Raw genomic sequence first — 21,172 nt, 5'->3', positions numbered from 1 at the left:
TATTAACCAATAATCAACAATTTTATTTGATAAATACAATCGAGGATAAACATGAAGTTGGCATTTTGCCTCTATAAATATTTTCCTTATGGTGGTTTACAACGTGATTTTCTTCAAATCGCGAAAGAGTGCCAAAAAAGAGGTCATGAAATCATCATTTATACTATGACATGGCAAGGTGATAAACCTGATGGTATGAAAATAGTCATAGTTCCCCGTAAAGGGTTTACCAATCATGGACGTAATACCAACTATTCTAAGTGGATGCAACAGCATTTAATTAATCACCCAGTTGATCGTATTATTGGTTTTAATAAGATGCCTAATCTGGATATCTATTACGCCGCGGATACTTGTTTTGCTAAAAAAGTCTTCACGGAAAAATCTTATTTATATCGTATAACTAATCGCTGTCGACATTATTTAGCTTTTGAGAAAAGTGTATTTACCAATCAGCATACAAAGTTTCTAGTATTAACTCAAACGCAAATTGATGACTTTACACATTACTATCATACACCAAAGCAGCAATTTTTTATGTTGCCACCGGGTATTGCTAAAAATCGCCAATATAATGAAAATTCACTATTGAGAAGACAGCAATTCAGGCAGAAAAATGGTATTGAAGATCACATCCTTGTTATTACTCAAATTGGCTCTGATTTCAAACGTAAAGGCGTCGATCGTAGCTTAACAGCTATAGCCAATTTACCGGAATCATTGAAACACAAAGTACTTTATTTAGTCGTAGGACAAGATAATCCAAATAAATATTTACAGTTGGCTAAAAAACTAGGTATTGAGAACAGAGTAAGATTTTATAGTGGTCGGGATGATATTCCAGATTTTCTATTTTCTTCAGATTTATTAATCCATCCTGCTAGGCAAGAAGCAGCAGGAATTGTGCTTATTGAAGCATTAGCAGCAGGTGTTCCGGTAATCGTCACTTCCGTCAGTGGCTATGCATTTCATGTGCAACAAGCTAATGCCGGTCAATTGATCAAAGCGCCATATGAACAAAATGAATTAAATTTAGCGCTTTTAGAAGCCTTAGCTAATCAGAGAAAACGACTTCAATGGCATCAAAATGCAATCAATTATGGTCAAACCCAAGATCTATATCATCTAGCCGAAAAGGCAGCCGACATTATATTGGAATCAAAAAATGATTGAATTACGCCCTCCATTTTCAAAACTTTGGCAAAATAAAGATCCTTTTAATGAAATTAATCATTTATCAGGTACCGTATATCGAGCTGTTGAACAACGCAAATGTTTTAATTTTAAAATAGCTGATGGTTCGTATTTTATAAAAATTCATCATGGAACAACCCTTAAAGAAATCTTGAAAAATTTAATTTCACTAAGATTACCTGTATTAGATGCTAAACAAGAATGGGATGCTATACATAAATTGAAAGAAGTTGGTGTCAATACCATGACAGGCGTCGCATTTGGACGTAAAGGGTTAAATCCCTTAACTAGAACATCATTTATTATTACTAAAGATCTTAATCCTGCAATTAGTTTGGAAGACTTCTGTGCTAATTGGTTAACTAATCCCCCTTCTTATCATCAAAAAAAGCAAATAGTAACAACAATTGCTAAAATGACACATAAAATGCATCAAGCAGGTGTTAATCATCGTGATTATTATATTTGTCACTTTTTGTTAGATTTAAATGTTTTAAAACAAACTAATCAAATTAAACTTTCAATCATCGATTTACATCGTGCTCAAATTCGTAAACATGTACCAATCCGCTGGCGAAATAAAGACTTAATTGGACTTTATTTTTCATCTACGCATATTGGATTAACACCAAGAGATTATTTAAGATTCATGAAAATATATTTCAATAAACCGTTGAAAACTATTTTTAAAGAAGAGCATGCTTTTCTCAGCAATTTAGAAATGAAAGCTGAAAAAATTAGAATTCGTACTGAACGCAAAGGGTTGTAGTTATTTTTAAGGTAACTAGCCGATGCCTAGTTACCTTATGATCAGATATGTTAATTAATACAAAACATCTAAAAATTAGATGATAATAAAATTAGAAATAATAATGACTAAATAGTTTTTAGCGAACGATTTTAAACCAATAGTATTTAAAATAACCAATCAAACCAGCAACATTTTTGCCTTGATGGAATTTATGTTTTGCGCAATATCGCCATTGATTAGCATTCTTAGCACTTAATAAAGTACTGTCTTTCCAAGGGGAATTATTTTTAGCCTCAATAAAATATTTTGAACAAGGATAATTTCCTGCCCATTCGTGCCATGGTTTAGTCGGTCCAATATAATGAATAAATATTGTTGAATCTTCAATTGGATTTTTGTAGTAAGTGCCATTGGGAACTTTTAATTCATAATTAATACTGTATTGACAGTTATATCGTTTATCCAGAAAGAAGACATTATTGACCATAATCATATTAAGTAAATCTTGATCAAGATAATCTAATTTACTTTTTACGCTCTCTTGTTCTAGAAGTTTCATCGCTTTACTGCTGACACCTTCTTTTTGCCAATTCTCCAAATTAATATACAAAAATCCAGCATTAAAATAACCCTGTGACAAATTATCGATTTCTAGCCGTTTGGCACATTTTTGCCACCATGAAATATCTTTTTCTTTGACTGCTGCAACGAGAAATTCATTAATATCTAACTTTATAAGTTCCCCAAGTGAACCTTTACAAATAATATCTGCATCAATATAAAGCAATCTATCAATTGCAGGGTACAAAATATCAGCGATGATAAAACGAAAATAAGTGGCATAGGACCAATTTTTAGTTGATGGTAATCTTTTTAATTCTTGGCAATTAACAATATAAACTGAAATTTTAGATCGATATTGTTTAGCTAATAACTCAATTCTTTTTTTGAAATCGTCATCAAGATAATCACTAAAAATATGGAAATGGAATTCTTGTTTGGTATTATTAAGCAATATAGAAGTAATTGATGTCACACATCCAAATAAAAAATTTTTATCAACACCATAGGCTATATGAAATACCTCGTTATTTTCATTGCTATGGTCAAAATGAAATACTTCTGAAATAACTTGGTTTTGGTCAAAATACATAAATTTCCTAATTATTTAATATTGCTTGATAAACTGATTTCAATAATATTTAAAAATTGTTACTAAAAACATACCATTATTAATTAAAAACGATTTCTGTTATTTTCTTATCACAATTTAATATTATAAGTACTATATATATTCATTAATAAAGCAGATTTTTAATTTTAAAAAATTCTACATTATACAAAATTACATTATTATTTATTAATTTCTAATTAAATATGAAAATAGTCAAAACAGATAATAATTGCATAACATTAACTACTTATTACTTTCTTAAAATTAAAGCAAATACCTTTTTTGAAGATACTTTAAATTTTAACAAAATTCTCTCTTTTTCTTTTAAACCATAATTTTTAGTATCTCTTCTAATCTTGAATCTTGTAAGAACAAATTTATTGAAAATTGAAAACTTATCTCTTCTATCATAATCGGGTAACCATGAGCCCATGAAATGATGTATAGCGTAATTATTTTTATTTATTTCAGAATTGCAAAAATGAGATGATGGAAAAATAATAGAATTTTCCACTAATTGAATTTGAGTTGAAGGGAAATAGGGAGGTAATATGTTAAAAGTTGTTTTAAAGTATTCTGTAATTCTGACTGTATTAGGAGTCAAATCAAATTTATCGTTAATTTTAAATTCCAAGCCATCATATATATTTAATATATCCTTGATTATTCTATTTCCTTTTTTAGCTCCCATAACAGCTGATGTAACTGGTAAACATGAATTATTATGTTTTTCATTACACGTGAAAAAATCTAAATTCAAAAATTCATCAAATTTATTAGTTATTTCTACATCCGTATCTAAATATATACCACCTTCATGAAATAAAGCATATAACCTAATATAATCGGAAACAAAAGCCCACTTTTTATTATTATATGCTTCTATAGCATAACGGTTTTCTATTTTCAAAAGACTATCATTTCCCCACTCCTTGATTTCAAAATCGGGTAAATGTTTCTTCCAACTTTCAATACATTTCAAAATAAATTCAGATTTTGGAGATTCTCCAATCCAAACATAGTGAATCTTTTTGGGTATATTACCCATAAATTAATTTCCTCAATAACTGGTTCTAGTATATTTATATACATTTACTATTTAAAATTTGATATTTATCTGATCAAATTGATCAATAATGTTTTTAAAAACCGATAATATATTCTATTTTATTGTATTAATGATTTTATTCAGAATTTGTTAACATCAATATTTAATAGTAAACAAGACATCAATAAAAAGATAAAAAATTTATCTTATAATTATATTTAAAATTAGAGTGCATATAAAATTAATCTAAAATGTGTTCTAGCCTCAGTGCAGTTCCCCTATAGAGATCTTGCTTTGCAATTTTATTTAGTATTTTTTCATAGTGTTTTGGTGCAAGTCCAAAACCCGGTCGAATACTTCTAATATTATCTGGTGTCAACTTTTCACCTTTCTTAATATCTTTAACTACGTATAAAGAACGTCTAAATTTTACATTACTTTTTTCACTCTCTTTTCTTTCATAGTTGATGCCCCCTAAGGCTTGCCAAGCAATTTTGCTATCATTGCATAATTGTTCAAGTTCCCTTGGCTCAAGAGAAAAACTATCATCAGGTCCTCCACCTTTGCGATCTAATGTAACATGTTTTTCAATTATACATGCACCTAATGCTATTGATGTAATTGCTGTAGTGTTATCTATGGTATGATCAGATAAGCCCGTGAGTACATCAAATCGTTTAGCCATATCTGGTATAGTTAATAAATTATAATCTTCTGCTGGTGCGGGATAACCACTTACGCAGTGTAATACTGCTAATTGACTACACCCGTTCTCTTTTGCTGTTTGTATCGCTTCTTCAATCTCATGATCATTAGCCATACCAGTGGATATAATCATTGGTTTACCCGTTGATGCAACATATTTTATAAGTGGTAGATCAATGCATTCAAAAGATGCTATTTTATAGGCTGGGGCATTTAAATCTTCTAGTAGATCAACAGCTGTAAAATCAAATGGTGAGCTAAATATTGTTATATCTAATTCTTTAGCTTTATCAAATAAAGGTTTATGCCATTCCCATGGCATTTGTGCCCATTTATAAAGTTCATACAAATTCTTGCCATCCCACAAACCCCCATGAATTTGAAACTCTTCACTATTACAATCTAAAGTTATTGTATCGGCAGTATAAGTTTGTAATTTAATTGCATCTGCGCCCGCTTTTTTTGCAGCCAACATAATCTCAAAAGCTCTTTGGATTTCACCATTATGGTTAGCTGATAATTCCGCAATTATATAGGGTGGAAAATTCCTTCCGATTTTTCTATTATTTATTTCTATATTTCTCATTTTATAATCCTATAAATTTAAGATATAATCTGAACTAATCATTTTATAACCAGACCTCTCGAAAACCTTTATTGAAGCCTTATTCTCACTCTTTATTCTAGCTTTTATATATTTTATTTGTGGCAAATTTTCTTTAACCCAAGGAGTAAACTGACATAAAATACGACTTCCTAATCCTTCTCCTAACTTATCAGGATCTAAATAAATGGATATTTCTGACTCATCATTATTTAAAAATAAACGGATACAACCAATAGTTTCTTGTTGAAAATTTATTATCTTTAAAAAAACAAAACTTTCATCTTTTAGCTTATTTTTCATCCAGTTAACATGATCTTGATAAATTATAGGGGATGAATTAAATGACATTTTTCGTGTATGTTCGTGATTACGCCATTGATAAAGAATTGGTATATCGTCTTCAGTTATAAAATCAAAATTAAACTCATTTGATAGCATAATATTAACCACTCTTTTAGTGCCATAACCATCACAAATATCTCGACAAATTTTACTTAACGAATATAAAGAAAATTTATCGAAAATTGCGTGCTTGATTATTGATTCAAGAGTTGATTTATTCAAACTCGTTGCTCTACCAGCAAACCAACTAGCACCACATTTAACTAATTCTTCTATGATTAAATTTTGATTTTCTGCTATTGAAATTATAATTGAGGGTAAGCCCAAACTACATCGTTCCCAAGTAGTTGTGCCTCCTGCTCCGATTGCTAGATTACATCTAGACATAATTTCAGCCACATTCCTAATATCATGATAGACATAAGTCTTGCATTTAAAATTCATAACAGTGTTTTTAATATTAGTTAACCATTTAGCATTTTTTCCCATAATGATATGCAATTCATCGTCAGGCAATAAATTAATATCACTTAAACTATCTAATATTTTTCCTGTTATATTATCTTTATCTACGCCACCCATACTTATCAATATACGTTTAGATGTATCATCAATATATTCGTGATCAAAGTATTGCAAAGTTTTATTTCTATTTTCCAAAAATTCGTTTCTTAATAAACAATATTTTGAACCAAGAAGATAGTGTTGCGATTTTACTTTGTTATTATCATATGCTGTTTTATTTCTTTGGTATGTTTGGTCTAATAATAGATCACAATCATGCTGACGGTCCGCAAGATCATCAATTATCATAATTTTTTGAACATAAGGTTTTACTATTTCTTCCCAACGAGAATCAATAGCATAATGATCCACAATTAACCAATCAATCTTAATAGATATCATATTTAAAATGTCAATCGTTTGTTTAGCATCTACTTCATAATTTACACCAAGCCAATGTTCATGAGGTACTAATTGATTAGGGTTCTGATATAAAGAAGTAATTGGGGATGATAAAGAATATAACAAATAACCTTTTTCTTTAATTAATGAAAAGAGATTACCTTCAAATTCTCTAGATATAAAAATACAATTAACCCCATGTTGACTTAATTCATCTGCCAAAGTTAAACAACGCATAACGTGTCCACTTCCAATATGTTGAGCAGCATCAACACGAAATACAATATTCATTGAGTTTTCCGCTTTCTCATGATCATTTCAAACATTAATTCGGCGCTTAACCAATCTTCTTGAGTATCAATATCTTGAACTCGGTAACGTGGTAAAATTATGGGCATACTATGAGAAGAAAATATGTTTTTCTCATTCAGCCATGCTTCTTTTCTACCCCAATAAAATTGACCGGCATCATGATATGCATCTTCTAGATCTTGCGAACGAACATTAAAAAACTCCGGTTGAAACATTTCAGTACGTTTATCGTGAGTAACTTTTATTGCTCGTTGAATTGGATAAGGGTAAGAAGTAACAGAGAATGAATATAAACAATCTACATTATTTTGTAGTTGTTTTAGACCCGTAATAATATCTAAAGGTTGAATAAATGGAGCTGTAGCATAAATACAACATGCAGCTGATATAGGCTTAGCATTTTGTTGCTCAAGCATTTCAATTGCGTGCCGAATAACAGGGATCGTACCTGTAAAATCATCTGATAATTCTTTAGGTCTAAAAAAAGGAACTTCTGCACCATATTCAATAGCAACGCTAGCTATAGCTTGATCATCAGTTGATACAATAATACGCTCAAAACAACCACTTGCTTTTGCTGCTTGAATAGAATAAGCAATCATAGGTTGGCCGCAAAACTGTTTAATATTTTTCTTTGGTATACGTTTACTACCGCCTCGAGCTGGTATAATGGCTACATTCATTTCAGATACTCGCTTTAATACAATCAACTATAAAATCTTGTTGTTGATGGCTGAGCTTTGCAAATAGAGGCAAACTTATTGCTCCATTATAATATGCCTCAGCTTGAGGATAGTCTCCATATTTGTGCCCTAATTGCTGATAATAAGGTTGAGTATGAACTGGTATGTAATGTACATTAACACCAATATTATTCTTTCTTAAGTGATCAAAAACAATTTTACGTTTTGTAGCGTCTTGTAATACTATAGGGTATAGATGTAAAGCACTATAATTGTCATGGTGCTGATATGGCAATATTAATGGTAAATCTGATAATATTTGGTCATAATAATTGGCAAGTTCATGCCGCCGTTGAACATACTTATCTATACGCTTTAGCTGACTAATACCTAAACCGGCTTGCAGTTCTGTCATCCGATAGTTTAAGCCAAGTTCAATTTGCTGATAATACCAATCACCATCAGCAATATGTGTCATAAAATTGGCATCTCTGGTAATACCGTGACTTCTAAATAATTGTATTTTATCTGCTAGTTTTGCATCTCTGGTTAGCGCCATCCCACCTTCAGCAGTTGTTATAATTTTTACAGGATGGAAACTAAAAATAGTGATGTCTGAAAATCTACAATTGCCAATTTTTTGATTTAAATAAGTTCCACCAATTGCATGGGAGGCATCTTCAATGATGAAAAAATTATATTCATCAGCGAGTGCTTTTATACTTTTCATATCACAAGATTGACCAGCAAAATGAACAGGAACAACAATCTTCGGTAAACAATTATTTAATTTAGCTTGTTTAAGTTTTTCCTCAAGCGCGGTAACACTCATGTTATAAGTTTTAGAATCAATATCTACAAAATCTACATGAGCACCACAATAACGTCCACAATTAGCTGAGGCTACAAATGTATTAGGTGAAGTCCAAAGCCAATCTCCTTCTTTTAAACCTAAAGCTAAGCAAGCAACATGCAATGCAGACGTGGCACTATTCATTGCAAATGCATAATTGATACCTACGTAATCAGATACGGCTTTTTCAAACAAAGGAACCATTGGACCTTGCGTTAAAAAATCAGATTTCAAAATTTCAGATACAGTCTGAATATCCTCTTCTGTTATATCTTGACAACCATATGGAATAAAATTCGACATTTAAAAATTACCTATTTTTAATTTATTATTGGATAACCAATTTTGTAAGGTTTCAATACTCATCCATTCAGTATTGTTATCACTCGAATATATAAATCCTTCAGGAACTTTTTTACCATTCTTTATACGCTTTGTACAATTTTCCCATCCATTAATTGCTGGTAAAATTTTATAATGCTCAGGATATTCATAGGTATAATAAGAATCTTCAGCACTAATCATTTGTTCATGCAACTTTTCACCAGGACGGATACCGACTATATTTAATTTAGCATCAGGCAAGATCGATAATGCCACATCAGTTACCTTCATTGATGGAATTTTCTTTACATAGATTTCTCCGCCAATCATATCTTCAAATGCGTGCCATACAAGTTCAACGCCTTGTTCTAAAGTAATCATAAACCGAGTCATTCTTGCATCAGTTATAGGTAATTCACCCTTATTTTTTATTGATAAAAAGAATGGAATAACAGAGCCTCTTGACCCCATGACGTTTCCATAGCGAACTACTGAGAATTTTGTTTTGTCAGCTCCGGAATATGAATTACCTGCAACAAACATTTTATCAGAAGCTAATTTTGTTGCCCCATATAAATTAGCTGGACTGCTTGCTTTATCCGTCGACAATGCAACTGCTCTTTTAACACCTTTATCAATACAAGCATCTATTACATTCATTGCACCATTTATATTTGTTTTAATACATTCAAATGGATTGTATTCAGCTGTTGGAACTATTTTGGTAGCTGCAGCATGAACAACATAATCAACTCCATCTAGTGCTCTGTATAATCGGTCACGATCACGGACATCACCAATAAAAAAACGAATCCTAGTATCATTAGCATATAATTTTGCCATTTCCCACTGTTTCATTTCATCACGTGAATAAATAATAATTTTTTTTGGATTATATTTTGTTAATGTCATTTCAACAAATTTATGACCAAAAGATCCCGTTCCACCTGTTATTAAAATAACTTTATCTTTAAACATTTTTTCCCTTTATGCCTCATTATGAAAGCGATTTTAAATTTATAATTTACAACGAAAAATATATTTGAATAATAAATATTTTATAATATAAAAAAACACTCGAGGTGTTAATCCTTTCTTTAAAAAAGCCCTATAAAAAAGCGTTTTCATTTCATTTCTTGATAAATCTGGATTAGTTCCAATATTCTTTTCAACATGTTCTTTTTGTTCATTGGTTATATGTTTATGAATTCCTGAAAAAACATTCTCTGCAATCTGATAACCTTCTCTTACCTTATAATCACCATCATATATTCTATCACCGGAAGTATTAATATATTTACTTTCTTGACCAAATAATGAAAAAGGTATACCCATTTCCACACAAAAATAAGCATAAGAACCAACCAAATTTGAAGTACCATACTTAAAATTTTTTAGAATATTATAAAATCTTTCACCATATCGATAATCTGCGGGATTACCGGCCGTGTAAACGGGAATACCATGCTTTATAAATTCTAAATGCTGTCCTTTTTTTATATCACTAATATGTAAACTAACGCAAACAGGCTGCATATCAAGAGGTAATGATTTCAATTCTTGAATATATTTTTCTATATCAAAAATGCAATCATTTTTTGAAGTAGAATGAGAAGGAAATGCCAAAGTACCTTTAGCTAAAGGAGATTGCTCAATATTATTTCTTCTATACCAAATTAATGGATGCAAAACTTTATAACAAATTTTTTTAGATGCTTTTTGATAATTTATTTTTTTATAATCCGAAAAAACCAACATTGCATAAGCATCATTTTCAATTTCTTTATGTCCTACATGACCAAATTCAATACCATGTTCAGAAAAAACCATTAAGGGAAGAAAATAGGGGAATTGAGCATATTGTCTAAAATAATATCCTTGCGAGTAAATTTCGCTTGGATTATACATGGATCTTATACAATAACGTTGTATATATTTAGATGCACATAATTCTTCAACTTCTTGTGCTGAAAAACCTTTATAGTCAAACATAAATCACGCTCATTTATAATTATAAATATAGTTAATCTAAACAAATATGGTTTAGTTACTTTCTAATCCCATACTCCCTCAATTTATTTGCAACTGCAGTGTGGGATATACCCAAACGTTTTGATAGTTTTCTTGAACTTGGATATGTTTGATATAATTGTTGAAGTATTTGTTTTTCAAAATGTTTTGTCATTTCATCTAGAGTTTTACCTTCAATATTCTCATTATCTAAGTATAGATTGTTATCAGCAGCTTTCGGTAAAATAAGGTCGTTCTCGGTTATTTGCTTACCATTTAACTGTGCTAAAGCTGAGTAAAGAATATTTTTCAGTTCTCGGACATTTCCTGGCCAACTATAATTTAACAGCACTACTTTAGCTTCTTCGGTAAGATCCGGCGCAAGTATACCATGCTTATTGGCGAATTGATTTATAAAATAAAGGGCCAATTCAATGATATCTTCTCGACGATCTTTTAAATTTGGTAGAGAAAGTGGTAAAACATTTAGTCGATAATAGAGATCTTCTCTAAATTTTCCTTGTTTTACTAATGAAAGGAGATCAACTTTAGTGGCGCAAATGATTCTCACATCTACACTAACCTCGTTATCATCACCAACTCGTCGAAAAGAGCCATCGTTTATAAAACGAATAAGTTTGGTTTGCATTCGATAGGACATTTCATCAATGCCATCTAACAAAACAGAGCCACCATTAGCTTGTTCGAAAAACCCTTTTTTACCGTCTATCGCACCAGGATAAGCGCCGGGTGCATGACCATAAAGCTCACTTTCAACAACCTCATCCGGCATTGCAGCACAATTTAAACCTAAGAAAATCTGATCACCGCGTTGACTATATTGATGGCATGCTAATGCAAGTAGATCTTTACCGCTACCGGTTGATCCTGAAATTAATAAAGGTTCAGATTGAAGAGAAAAAGCCTTTGCTTGCTTGATTAATTTTTGCATAGCTAAGCTATTTTGAATAAAAATATCAAACGACTGTGAATTAACGACATCCTTTCTAATTAGATTATTTTTAAGATAATTAACAGGTTGGATAACAAATAAAAATCGTTCCGCATTATCAACAAGTTGTAGAAAATAATATTGTTGATTAATAACAATTTTAATATTGTTTAAATCCTTAAGTGATAAATTAGTGTCAAGCCTAAAAATTTTTTGATAATCAATTAGATATTGATAATCAGCTGTATTTTTTAATAATTTTTCAGGTAGCTCAAAAAGATTGATCGCAACCTGATTAATTTTTAGTAGTACACCTGTTTTTGTTGTTTCGATAAAAGCGATGGGTGAATGAAAGTTCGTATTCATTAATTGACGCCTAATTATTGATATATTCTTGCCATTGTTGATTAAGTTTTCTTAATGCATAATGTCGTTCTTTCCATTGATGGCTTTTAAGTAACGTTTGATAATCAACTCTTGTTTTGCTTAATAAAGATTTAGGTTTATCACTTAATACATGCCCTAAACTTTCTAAAATCGATAAGGTGCCATTTCGATTATTACAAGCCAATAAAATATCACACCCAGCATTCAATGCGGCTTGAGCTCTTTGTGCATAATTACCTAAGTAAGCTGCCCCTTCCATTGATAAATCATCAGAAAAGATTATTCCTTGGAAATGAAGTTTTTCTCTTAGAATATCTTTTAACCAATATAATGAGCCGCTTGCAGGCTTGTCATCAAAAGCTGAATAAATAACATGTGCCGGCATTATCGCATCTAATTTATTTGCTTTGATGAGATCTACGAAGATTTGCATATCACGCATAACATCGCTTTGCGATCGGTTATCTATCGGTGTTTCTTTATGTGAGTCGGCAATGACTGCGCCATGACCGGGAAAATGTTTTCCTGTTGTTTTCATACCAGCATGATGCATGCCGTCTATCATGGCTAAAGCAATCTTTTCTGCAACCGCTATGTCTTGATGGAATGACCGTGTACCAATTGCTAAGCATTCATGTCCTAAATCAAGAACGGGTGCATAACTTAAATCAATATCAAATGCCATTAACTCCATTGCCATCAGCCAACCAGCATCAAATGCTAATTGTTGTGCTTTTTTTATATCGCAAAACTGCGCATAAGCTTGAGCTGGTGGAAGTATAGTAAAACCATCTTTAAAACGCTGTACTCTTCCACCTTCATGATCAACTGAGATCAATAATCTCTCACCAGTACAAGATCGTATTTCCTTGATTAACTGGTTAAGTTGCTTAGGATCTTCATAGTTACGACTAAAAAGGATTACACCTGCTATACTTTCATGTTTAAGTAAGCATTTGTCTTCTTCAGAAAGCGCTAAGCCGTGAATATCGATCATCAATGGTCCCATGTTTCTCTCACTATTTTATGGTTGATTGATTTTTTCAGGTTGTTCAGTAGTAAACTGATTAATTACTTTACCACTTTCAACAGATAGTAATTCTAATCTAACGTCAGCAGATTCACTTTGCAAATCGGGGACTTGGTTAATGCTTGTAAACAAAATGTAATTAGCTTTAACATCATTAGCCAACGCAATCATCTTATTACGGGAAATTGATGCATCATCATATGGTATACCTAGTATAAGCTTAGACTGATTAACTGTTGCCTTATCAATAATATTAAAAATGTTCTGTTCAGATAATAAATTTAAAATTAATTTGTTAACTTCCGTTGTCGAAACATAATGATTACTGTTATTTTTTACATCACTTATTAATAATAGATTATTATCTTGAATATCCTTAATTTTTAATAATTTATCTATCAATGGTTTAATAATAGGTTGCCAATTAGTCGTTGTCAATTGAGGTGGTTGCTCCACAATCTTGAGCTCTTCATTTTGAGCAATATAATCAGTAACGGGTGATATCGGCTGCTCTACTACTCTATGTTGGCAACTCACTAACGCTAACATAACCATAAGAAATAGTGCATTACGAAAATATGACATAAATTTACATCCTGTTTATTATTCTATCCTATAAGTTTACCAAGTTGCTTTCCACCCAATAAGTGCATGTGCAAATGATAAACCTCTTGACCACCATCTTTGTTACAATTCATAATTAATCGATATCCAGATTCATCAATGCCCTCTTGCTTGGCAAGTTTAGCTGCAACGGTAAATAAGTGTCCTAAAACCTTTTCATCATCTTCACCAATATCATTAACTGTAGGTATAATTTTATTAGGTATGATGAGAATATGTACTGGCGCCTGTGGTGAGATATCACGAAAAGCAGTGACAGAATCATCTTGATAAATAATATCAGATGGAATTTCTCGGCGGATAATTTTACTAAAAATTGTTTCCTTAACCATTATATTGATCTCTTTTTCTTAAATATTAAAAAATTAGCATACTATTATCTTTTTGATTCAATGCGATTTATAAAAATTCACTAATTTACACATATTATTAGTAAGGTTATATTAACATAGTGTTACACCAAATAAACGGCAAAAATTATCAGTAGTTATTTTAGCAAAATCTTCTAAAGTATAGCCTTTTAAAACAGACAAATATTCAGCAATCTGCCTAACGTTTGCGGGTTGATTTTCTTTACCCCTAAATGGGACTGGCGCCAAATATGGCGAATCAGTTTCAATTAATAAGCGATCCATTGGTACGAATTTTGCTACTTCACGTAATTCTTCAGCATTTTTGAAAGTGATTATTCCAGAAAAAGAGATATAAAAACCAAGATCGAGTAATTGTCGTGCAGTACTGAGATCCTCAGTAAAACAATGTAATACACCTGAATAGACATTTTCTGACTTTAGCATATCAAGCGTATCTCGTCTTGCTTGTCGAGTATGAACAATAATCGGTTTTTTTAACTCTCTTCCTAAATGTATATGCTGTGCAAATGCATGTTTCTGTTCTTCAATATTATCTTGTTCATAATAATAATCCAAACCAGTTTCGCCTAATGCAACAACATGAGTATTACTTGCCAATTGACGAAATAAATCGGTGTCAAATATTTCATCCTTTAAATTGAGTGGATGAACACCACAAGATAATGAAACCTGATCAAAAAAAGGCATTAAAGTCTGGTACATAGATTGATAACCAGACAGTGTGGTAGCAACACTTAAACAATGCTTAACATCCCTTTTTTGTGCTTCATTTAACACCTCTTCCAATGATTTCTGCTGATAATCAAGGGAATCAAGGTGGCAATGAGAATCGACTAAATACATATTTTAATATCCCTTAATTTCACTTTATAAAATAAATATCAATGTAATAACCATAGATAAAGAAGTTTGCGATTCAGTGTAGATTTAAATACCTTACATTTAATTGATATGCTGCTTAAAATCTCGAATTGGTTTAATCGTTGCCCAAGAACGACAGGCTGGGCATAGCCAATAGATTGAATTAACAGTAAAACCACATCTTTCGCAACTATAATTAGGAATGGCCTTTACCTGTTCTCCAACCATATTACGCAATAATAATAAGCTATCTTTAGCGCGCCCTTGCTCTGCGTCTGCTAAATGGTAATCCATTAAGCGGTAAAATCCTTTTAAATTTGGATGTTTGACCAATTCACGATAAATATAATACTGGGCTGCTTCACGACCAGATTGTTCCTCAATGAGATCTGCCAACATTAATTCAGCCATACTCCCGGCGTCTAGTTCAACACAACGCTTCAAAAATTGTTTAAAATCATCAATGATATTCAATCTTTCATAACAGATTTTTAAAAATGGGAGTGCTTCACTAACAAAAGCTTTATCTTGATTTAGAATTTGAGTGAAATATTGAATAGCTTTTGTATAATTATTTTGATCCATATAAACTCTTCCAAAAAGGAGAGATGTTCTGGCACAATTTGGATCGGCGGAAATAGATTTTTGTAAATAGAATAATGTCTTATTTATATCTTCAGTAGCTAGTGTTAAAACTGCCATTTCACAGTAAAATTGGGCAATATAACTATTATATTTTCGATCACCCAATTTAACTAATCTTGAGGCCACAGAGATAGCCTTGTTCCATTCACTGGTTGATTGGTAAATAATAATCAATTGTTGTAATGCATATTGCTGAAAATCTTCTTCATCAATTAATTGGGTAAACATATCCTCTGCGCGATCATAAAAACCCGCCGTCATATAATCACGACCTAGTTGCTGCATGGCTAATAATCGTTGCTCAAAAGTTAACGAGGCGCTTTCCATCAGGCTTTGATGAATACGAATTGCGCGATCAACTTCCCCTCTAGAACGAAACAAATTACCTAGAGTTAAATGCGCTTCTAAAGTCCCCGAGTCCTCTTTTAACATATCAAGGAACAGATCTACAGCTTTATCTTTTTGATTGGATAAAAGGAAATTTAACCCATCAACATATTCTCGTGATAAGCGATTAGAATCATTTTGATATTTTTGTTTTGCACTACGCCCCCCCATGTACCAACCATAGGCTGCAGCGATAGGTAATAACAAAAACAAAAGTTCAAACATAATAATATTCTTTTTATCTACTAAAAATTAAAATTTAAACTTAAGGACGATTTTTTATTTCTTCGTAGTATTTGCTTTGCAATTTCTTCAATTTACGCAATGCTGATGATAATTTGATTTTTTCTATAAAATAAAAATAGCCGGCAAATAACCATGCTACCAAAAATCCTAATCCAAATAACAAAGCTAATATAGTAGACAATCTAAATTCTGATTCACCTACGAGATAATTAAAAACAATATGTTGATCATTATTGGCGCCAAAAGTTATTGAAATGACGAAAACAACGATTAATAATAAAAACAAAAAAACAAATTTCATTGAGCTTTCCTTCAAATATTCATATAAATATAGTAAGTATAATAAAATGGAATTATATACATAATTGGCGCTGTTTTATAGATTGTTTAAATGCAACAATATATTAACAACCTAAAAAACATCATTTACCGCTCGATTAAGCGCCACTTAATGGCTATCTGATAAACACATAAAGCGATAATCCAACCAATTATTGTACTACATATCACATCAATAGGATGATGCATTCCCAACATAAGACGACTAATAAGTACAGTCAGAGCCCAAATAATGATTGTACTGACAGTGAGATAATGACGTTTGAAATTGAATAAAAATAATGCCATAAATGCCCAAGTCACTGCAAATAATGTATGCCCTGATGGGAAACTATAGCCTGTTTCTTTACCCCAATGATGATAAAGCCAATTAGGTATTTGTGAAGATTGCTGGGCGTAATCTTCAATAAGTCCTTGCCGTTCAGGGCGTGAAAGTGAATAAAAATATTGATCACTAATTTGATATTCACTTTCCATCCAAGAAACGAATGGTCTTGTTTCAGTCGTACAATTCTTTATTACTGTTTTAATTAGTTGTCCTGAAATAATTGCTATCGCTAATAGTACTATTAATTTCAGAAATAATGATTTTGAATGGATTTTTAGACACAAGGCAAACACAATGGAAAAGATACCACAAGAAATAATAGAATAAGGTGAACCTGCCGTTTCAGTAACCCAATAAAGATATTTTGAAAAATGATTCAATGCTTCAGGCTGCCAATGCCAGTTAATAATTATAATCACCAATGGCGTAATGAGAAAAATCGCTAAAACAAAGAGGCTTTTTTGCAGAATTGAAAACATAACTAATATTAGTAACAATAATAAATGATTCTATAATATCATAGATAACATCTAACACACTATTATTTAACAAAACCTTTAATTTAGCTAAATTTAATCATGACAAGCAGATTTTATAATCTCCACACAATCATAATTCTTGAATAAGTTAATATCGCGAATATCTACATTAAAACTGATTTAGTATATAATTTACTTGAAAAAAATATTTAGTTAAAAATGGAGTTTTCAATGCAATTAAAACGTATTGCACAAGCAAAATTACCTACACCTTGGGGAACATTTACAATTGTAGGCTTCAAGGAACTGGCGACGAGTAAAGATCATGTAGCCATGGTTTATGGTGACATAACACAGCAACCAATTCTGACTCGAATTCATTCAGAATGTTTAACAGGTGATGCATTATTCAGTTTACGTTGTGATTGTGGTTTTCAATTACAGGCGGCATTACAACAAATTGCTAAAACGGGGAATGGAGTTTTACTCTATCATCGTCAAGAAGGTCGTAATATTGGTTTACTTAATAAAATTAGAGCTTATGCATTACAGGATGAAGGATTAGATACGGTTGAAGCCAATCACCAATTGGGATTTGCTGCTGATGAACGAGATTTTACAATTTGTGCAGATATGTTGAAACTGCTTAACATTGACCAAATTAAATTACTTACTAATAATCCAGAAAAAATTCGTGTCCTTGAACAAGCAGGCATTAAAATTGTTGAGCGTATTCCATTAGAAGTCGGCGAAAACCCAAATAATGAACATTATTTAGAAACAAAAGCGCAGAAAATGGGACATATACTTCATCTTCACCCACTAAACAAAGACGAAAAATCATAATATTGTCTATATTTAATATTGTTTATATTAATTTGCCAAAAATTTGTTGAAATTGATCCAATAATTGACTTTTCTATTTTTCAAAAAGGCCTTTTTTTAACGAGTTTGTGTATAATATTGCCAAACCTAAACAATAATTTTAGTTATGATGAATTTACAACAAGATCTTACAACTCATACTCCAATGATGCAGCAGTATTTAAAACTAAAAGCTGAAAACCCTGATATTTTATTATTTTATCGGATGGGGGATTTTTATGAGTTATTTTATGATGATGCTAAAAAAGCTTCGCAACTTTTGGATATTTCATTAACTAAACGCGGAGCCTCTGCCGGTGAACCCATCCCAATGGCGGGAGTACCCTATCATGCAGTAGAAAGTTATTTAGCAAAACTTATCGCTATGGGTGAATCTGTAGCGATTTGTGAACAAATTGGTGATCCTGCTTTGAGCAAAGGTCCCGTTGAACGTAAAGTGGTAAGAATTGTAACACCGGGCACTGTTAGCGATGAATTATTGCTAGAAGATCGAAAAGATAATTTGCTAGCAGCCATATGGCAAGAAAAATCTGGCTATGGATTTGCTACATTGGATATTAGCTCTGGTCGCTTCAATGTATTTGAATGTGATAGTGCTGATACAATGCAAGCCGAATTACAACGTACTTCTCCGGTAGAGATTCTTTACCCAGAAGATTTTCAATCCATGTCACTGATTGAAAATCGTTCAGGATTACGCCGTCGTCCGCTTTGGGATTTTGATTTAAGTACGGCTAAGCAACAACTTAATTTGCAATTTGCCACCAAAGACTTGATTGGTTTTGGAGTAGAAAAAGCAGATAAAGCGCTTAGAGCAGCAGGTTGTCTTTTACAATATGTGAAAGATACACAAAAAACATCTTTACCTCATATACGTTCAATAACTAAACAAAGCCAAGATAAATTTGTCATACTAGATGCTGCCACTCGTCGTAATCTAGAAATCACAGAAAATCTTGCTGGTGGCACAGATAATACCGTAGCAGCAATTTTAGATAAGACTCAGACAGCTATGGGAAGCCGAATGTTGAAACGATGGCTACATACGCCTATTCGTGATAGGCTCATACTTAGTCAACGGCAAAATAGTATTGAAGAACTCCAAGAACATTATCTTGTTATTCAACCACTATTAAAACAAATAGGCGATATTGAACGCATATTAGCAAGATTAGCATTGCGTTCAGCAAGACCACGTGATTTTGCTCGATTACGCGATTCTTATAATTATTTGCCTCAATTACAATTTGAGCTCAATGCTCTCAATGATCCTTATTTGCAAGCGCTTTGCCATACAATTGGGACATTTGATGAAATAGCCAATTTACTTAATAACGCTATCATAGAAACACCACCAGTTTTAATCCGTGATGGTGGTGTGATTGCAGAAGGCTATCATGAAGAACTGGATCAACTTCGATTATTATCTGCCGGTGCTACTAATTATCTTGAACAACTTGAAGTCCGTGAACGCGATACATTAGGTATAGATACATTAAAAATCGGCTTTAATGCCGTTCATGGCTATTATATTCAGGTCAGCCGAGGCCAGAGTCATCTAGTTCCAGTTCATTATACGCGTCGTCAAACGTTAAAAAATGCCGAAAGATATATTATTCCTGAACTTAAAGAATATGAAGACAAAGTTCTTACTTCTAAAGGTAAAGCATTAGCGCTAGAAAAAGTCTTATATGATCAATTATTTGATATTTTATTACCACAATTAGAAAGTATGCAAAAAAGTGCCGAAGCTTTAGCAGAACTTGATGTATTGACAAATTTAGCCGAAAGGGCTCAAACCCTTAATTATACCAAACCTCAGTTATCAATAGATAAAGGCATTAATATTCAAAATGGTCGACATTTAGTTGTTGAACAAGTTCTTTCAGAGCCGTTTATTGCAAACTCGTTGAATTTATCGCAACAACGCCGGATGTTAATTATTACTGGTCCTAATATGGGCGGCAAAAGTACTTATATGAGACAAACGGCATTGATTGCTCTTTTAGCCTATATGGGAAGCTTTGTTCCTGCATCAAACGCGATTATTGGACCAATTGATCGTATTTTTACACGTATTGGCGCTTCAGATGATCTCGCTTCTGGACGATCCACTTTTATGGTTGAAATGACCGAAACAGCCAATATTATGCATAACGCGACGGAACATAGTTTAATATTAATGGATGAAATTGGACGCGGTACTTCTACATATGATGGTTTATCATTAGCATGGGCATGTGTTGAAATGTTAGTAAATCAAATTAAAGCGATGACCTTATTTGCTACTCATTATTTTGAACTAACACAATTACCCGAACAAATTAATAGTATTTACAATGTCCATTTTGATGCGATTGAACATGAAAATACGATTGCTTTTCGTCATACCGTTCAAGAAGGTGCTGCAAGTAAAAGTTATGGCATTGCCGTGGCTGGCTTAGCTGGCGTGCCTAACATAATTTTAAAACGAGCAAAACAGAAGTTAAAAGAACTTGAATCACACTACCAACAATCCGCCACTAACCATGTTGATAGCTCACAGCTTTCTTTAATTTCAATGCCTGATGAATCAAAAGTAGAACTTGAATTACAACAAATCGATCCTGATAGTCTAACCCCCCGAGAAGCGTTAGATGTTTTATATCGATTAAAACGATTACTTTAGATTATTTTTACTACTTGCTACAAAAAAGGATGTCACATAATTTGGGACATCCTTATTA

Annotated in this window: 20 protein-coding genes; 4 read left to right on the top strand and 16 right to left on the bottom strand. The window is 32.0% G+C overall.

Annotated features, from left to right (window positions below):
• Window positions 1-51: 51 nt before the first annotated feature.
• Entirely contained in the window at window positions 52-1,173 is a 1,122-nt protein-coding gene (locus FPB0191_RS04370) for a glycosyltransferase family 4 protein (RefSeq protein WP_039104332.1), read from the top strand.
• A complete protein-coding gene (rfaP, locus tag FPB0191_RS04365) occupies window positions 1,166-1,963 on the top strand; it encodes a lipopolysaccharide core heptose(I) kinase RfaP (protein WP_039104331.1) in 798 nt (265 codons plus the stop codon). Before FPB0191_RS04370 ends, rfaP begins: the two co-directional genes overlap by 8 nt.
• 118 nt (window positions 1,964-2,081) lie before the next feature.
• Here the strand turns inward: rfaP and waaO are convergent, their stop codons facing one another.
• The 16 genes from waaO to FPB0191_RS04285 form a co-directional block, all read right to left on the bottom strand.
• Complete coding sequence (gene waaO, locus FPB0191_RS04360) at window positions 2,082-3,098, bottom strand: lipopolysaccharide 3-alpha-galactosyltransferase (RefSeq protein ID WP_039104329.1); 1,017 nt, start codon at window positions 3,096-3,098, stop codon at window positions 2,082-2,084.
• 271 nt (window positions 3,099-3,369) lie between these two features.
• Window positions 3,370-4,167, bottom strand: a complete 798-nt coding sequence (locus FPB0191_RS04355) for a glycosyltransferase family 32 protein (protein ID WP_052236756.1) — start codon at window positions 4,165-4,167, stop codon at window positions 3,370-3,372.
• 241 nt (window positions 4,168-4,408) lie between these two features.
• On the bottom strand, window positions 4,409-5,458 hold the full coding sequence (gene pseI, locus FPB0191_RS04350; RefSeq protein ID WP_039104328.1) for a pseudaminic acid synthase: 1,050 nt from the start codon (window positions 5,456-5,458) through the stop codon (window positions 4,409-4,411).
• A gap of 9 nt (window positions 5,459-5,467) precedes the next feature.
• Window positions 5,468-7,018, bottom strand: a complete 1,551-nt coding sequence (gene pseG / locus FPB0191_RS04345) for a UDP-2,4-diacetamido-2,4,6-trideoxy-beta-L-altropyranose hydrolase (protein ID WP_052236755.1) — start codon at window positions 7,016-7,018, stop codon at window positions 5,468-5,470.
• Window positions 7,015-7,722 carry a pseudaminic acid cytidylyltransferase gene (gene pseF / locus FPB0191_RS04340; protein WP_039104326.1) on the bottom strand — a complete coding sequence of 236 codons (708 nt, stop codon included), beginning with the start codon at window positions 7,720-7,722 and terminating at the stop codon, window positions 7,015-7,017. Before pseF ends, pseG begins: the two co-directional genes overlap by 4 nt.
• A 1-nt stretch (window position 7,723) precedes the next feature.
• A complete protein-coding gene (gene pseC, locus FPB0191_RS04335; RefSeq protein ID WP_039104324.1) occupies window positions 7,724-8,878 on the bottom strand; it encodes a UDP-4-amino-4,6-dideoxy-N-acetyl-beta-L-altrosamine transaminase in 1,155 nt (384 codons plus the stop codon).
• Window positions 8,879-9,877, bottom strand: coding sequence for a UDP-N-acetylglucosamine 4,6-dehydratase (inverting) (gene pseB, locus FPB0191_RS04330; protein ID WP_039104322.1), 999 nt, complete (start codon window positions 9,875-9,877; stop codon window positions 8,879-8,881).
• A 39-nt stretch (window positions 9,878-9,916) separates the two neighbouring features.
• Window positions 9,917-10,891, bottom strand: a complete 975-nt coding sequence (locus FPB0191_RS04325) for a hypothetical protein (protein ID WP_039104321.1) — start codon at window positions 10,889-10,891, stop codon at window positions 9,917-9,919.
• A 55-nt stretch (window positions 10,892-10,946) separates the two neighbouring features.
• The gene (locus FPB0191_RS04320; RefSeq protein WP_052236754.1) at window positions 10,947-12,227 is read right to left on the bottom strand and encodes a sigma 54-interacting transcriptional regulator; all 1,281 of its coding nucleotides are present in this window, start codon (window positions 12,225-12,227) and stop codon (window positions 10,947-10,949) included.
• Window positions 12,228-12,237: 10 nt separating this feature from the next.
• Window positions 12,238-13,257 carry a beta-N-acetylhexosaminidase gene (gene nagZ / locus FPB0191_RS04315; RefSeq protein ID WP_039104319.1) on the bottom strand — a complete coding sequence of 340 codons (1,020 nt, stop codon included), beginning with the start codon at window positions 13,255-13,257 and terminating at the stop codon, window positions 12,238-12,240.
• A gap of 15 nt (window positions 13,258-13,272) precedes the next feature.
• On the bottom strand, window positions 13,273-13,863 hold the full coding sequence (locus FPB0191_RS04310) for a hypothetical protein (RefSeq protein ID WP_039104318.1): 591 nt from the start codon (window positions 13,861-13,863) through the stop codon (window positions 13,273-13,275).
• 23 nt (window positions 13,864-13,886) lie between these two features.
• Window positions 13,887-14,234: an HIT domain-containing protein gene (locus tag FPB0191_RS04305; RefSeq protein WP_039104316.1), complete on the bottom strand. Its 348-nt coding sequence runs from the start codon at window positions 14,232-14,234 to the stop codon at window positions 13,887-13,889.
• A 111-nt stretch (window positions 14,235-14,345) separates the two neighbouring features.
• Window positions 14,346-15,119, bottom strand: coding sequence for a YchF/TatD family DNA exonuclease (locus FPB0191_RS04300; RefSeq protein ID WP_039104314.1), 774 nt, complete (start codon window positions 15,117-15,119; stop codon window positions 14,346-14,348).
• Window positions 15,120-15,218: 99 nt separating this feature from the next.
• Window positions 15,219-16,394 carry a lipopolysaccharide assembly protein LapB gene (gene lapB / locus FPB0191_RS04295; RefSeq protein WP_039104313.1) on the bottom strand — a complete coding sequence of 392 codons (1,176 nt, stop codon included), beginning with the start codon at window positions 16,392-16,394 and terminating at the stop codon, window positions 15,219-15,221.
• Between the two features lie 40 nt (window positions 16,395-16,434).
• Window positions 16,435-16,716, bottom strand: coding sequence for a LapA family protein (locus FPB0191_RS04290; RefSeq protein ID WP_039104311.1), 282 nt, complete (start codon window positions 16,714-16,716; stop codon window positions 16,435-16,437).
• A 125-nt stretch (window positions 16,717-16,841) separates the two neighbouring features.
• Window positions 16,842-17,561: a phosphatase PAP2 family protein gene (locus FPB0191_RS04285; protein ID WP_052236753.1), complete on the bottom strand. Its 720-nt coding sequence runs from the start codon at window positions 17,559-17,561 to the stop codon at window positions 16,842-16,844.
• Window positions 17,562-17,792: 231 nt separating this feature from the next.
• On the opposite strand from FPB0191_RS04285, the gene ribA reads away from it, so the two are divergent.
• Window positions 17,793-18,407, top strand: a complete 615-nt coding sequence (gene ribA / locus FPB0191_RS04280) for a GTP cyclohydrolase II (RefSeq protein ID WP_039104309.1) — start codon at window positions 17,793-17,795, stop codon at window positions 18,405-18,407.
• Window positions 18,408-18,555: 148 nt separating this feature from the next.
• Window positions 18,556-21,114 (top strand): DNA mismatch repair protein MutS, encoded by a 2,559-nt coding sequence (gene mutS / locus FPB0191_RS04275; protein WP_039106610.1) that lies wholly within the window; start codon window positions 18,556-18,558, stop codon window positions 21,112-21,114.
• Window positions 21,115-21,172: the final 58 nt, after the last annotated feature.

It is taken from the genome of Frischella perrara (assembly GCF_000807275.1).
In the GTDB taxonomy this organism is placed as follows: Bacteria; Pseudomonadota; Gammaproteobacteria; order Enterobacterales; family Orbaceae; genus Frischella; species Frischella perrara.
This window is presented reverse-complemented; position numbering and strand designations above follow the sequence as displayed.

What these genes read in the sequence shown, in the direction of transcription:
- FPB0191_RS04370 (WP_039104332.1), top strand. Translation starts at nt 52, where the DNA reads ATGAAGTTGGCATTTTGCCTCTATAAATATTTTCCTTATGGTGGTTTA.
- rfaP (WP_039104331.1), top strand. Translation starts at nt 1,166, where the DNA reads ATGATTGAATTACGCCCTCCATTTTCAAAACTTTGGCAAAATAAAGAT.
- waaO (WP_039104329.1), bottom strand. Translation starts at nt 3,098, where the DNA reads ATGTATTTTGACCAAAACCAAGTTATTTCAGAAGTATTTCATTTTGAC.
- FPB0191_RS04355 (WP_052236756.1), bottom strand. Translation starts at nt 4,167, where the DNA reads ATGGGTAATATACCCAAAAAGATTCACTATGTTTGGATTGGAGAATCT.
- pseI (WP_039104328.1), bottom strand. Translation starts at nt 5,458, where the DNA reads ATGAGAAATATAGAAATAAATAATAGAAAAATCGGAAGGAATTTTCCA.
- pseG (WP_052236755.1), bottom strand. Translation starts at nt 7,018, where the DNA reads ATGAATATTGTATTTCGTGTTGATGCTGCTCAACATATTGGAAGTGGA.
- pseF (WP_039104326.1), bottom strand. Translation starts at nt 7,722, where the DNA reads ATGAATGTAGCCATTATACCAGCTCGAGGCGGTAGTAAACGTATACCA.
- pseC (WP_039104324.1), bottom strand. Translation starts at nt 8,878, where the DNA reads ATGTCGAATTTTATTCCATATGGTTGTCAAGATATAACAGAAGAGGAT.
- pseB (WP_039104322.1), bottom strand. Translation starts at nt 9,877, where the DNA reads ATGTTTAAAGATAAAGTTATTTTAATAACAGGTGGAACGGGATCTTTT.
- FPB0191_RS04325 (WP_039104321.1), bottom strand. Translation starts at nt 10,891, where the DNA reads ATGTTTGACTATAAAGGTTTTTCAGCACAAGAAGTTGAAGAATTATGT.
- FPB0191_RS04320 (WP_052236754.1), bottom strand. Translation starts at nt 12,227, where the DNA reads ATGAATACGAACTTTCATTCACCCATCGCTTTTATCGAAACAACAAAA.
- nagZ (WP_039104319.1), bottom strand. Translation starts at nt 13,257, where the DNA reads ATGGGACCATTGATGATCGATATTCACGGCTTAGCGCTTTCTGAAGAA.
- FPB0191_RS04310 (WP_039104318.1), bottom strand. Translation starts at nt 13,863, where the DNA reads ATGTCATATTTTCGTAATGCACTATTTCTTATGGTTATGTTAGCGTTA.
- FPB0191_RS04305 (WP_039104316.1), bottom strand. Translation starts at nt 14,234, where the DNA reads ATGGTTAAGGAAACAATTTTTAGTAAAATTATCCGCCGAGAAATTCCA.
- FPB0191_RS04300 (WP_039104314.1), bottom strand. Translation starts at nt 15,119, where the DNA reads ATGTATTTAGTCGATTCTCATTGCCACCTTGATTCCCTTGATTATCAG.
- lapB (WP_039104313.1), bottom strand. Translation starts at nt 16,394, where the DNA reads ATGTTTGAACTTTTGTTTTTGTTATTACCTATCGCTGCAGCCTATGGT.
- FPB0191_RS04290 (WP_039104311.1), bottom strand. Translation starts at nt 16,716, where the DNA reads ATGAAATTTGTTTTTTTGTTTTTATTATTAATCGTTGTTTTCGTCATT.
- FPB0191_RS04285 (WP_052236753.1), bottom strand. Translation starts at nt 17,561, where the DNA reads ATGTTTTCAATTCTGCAAAAAAGCCTCTTTGTTTTAGCGATTTTTCTC.
- ribA (WP_039104309.1), top strand. Translation starts at nt 17,793, where the DNA reads ATGCAATTAAAACGTATTGCACAAGCAAAATTACCTACACCTTGGGGA.
- mutS (WP_039106610.1), top strand. Translation starts at nt 18,556, where the DNA reads ATGAATTTACAACAAGATCTTACAACTCATACTCCAATGATGCAGCAG.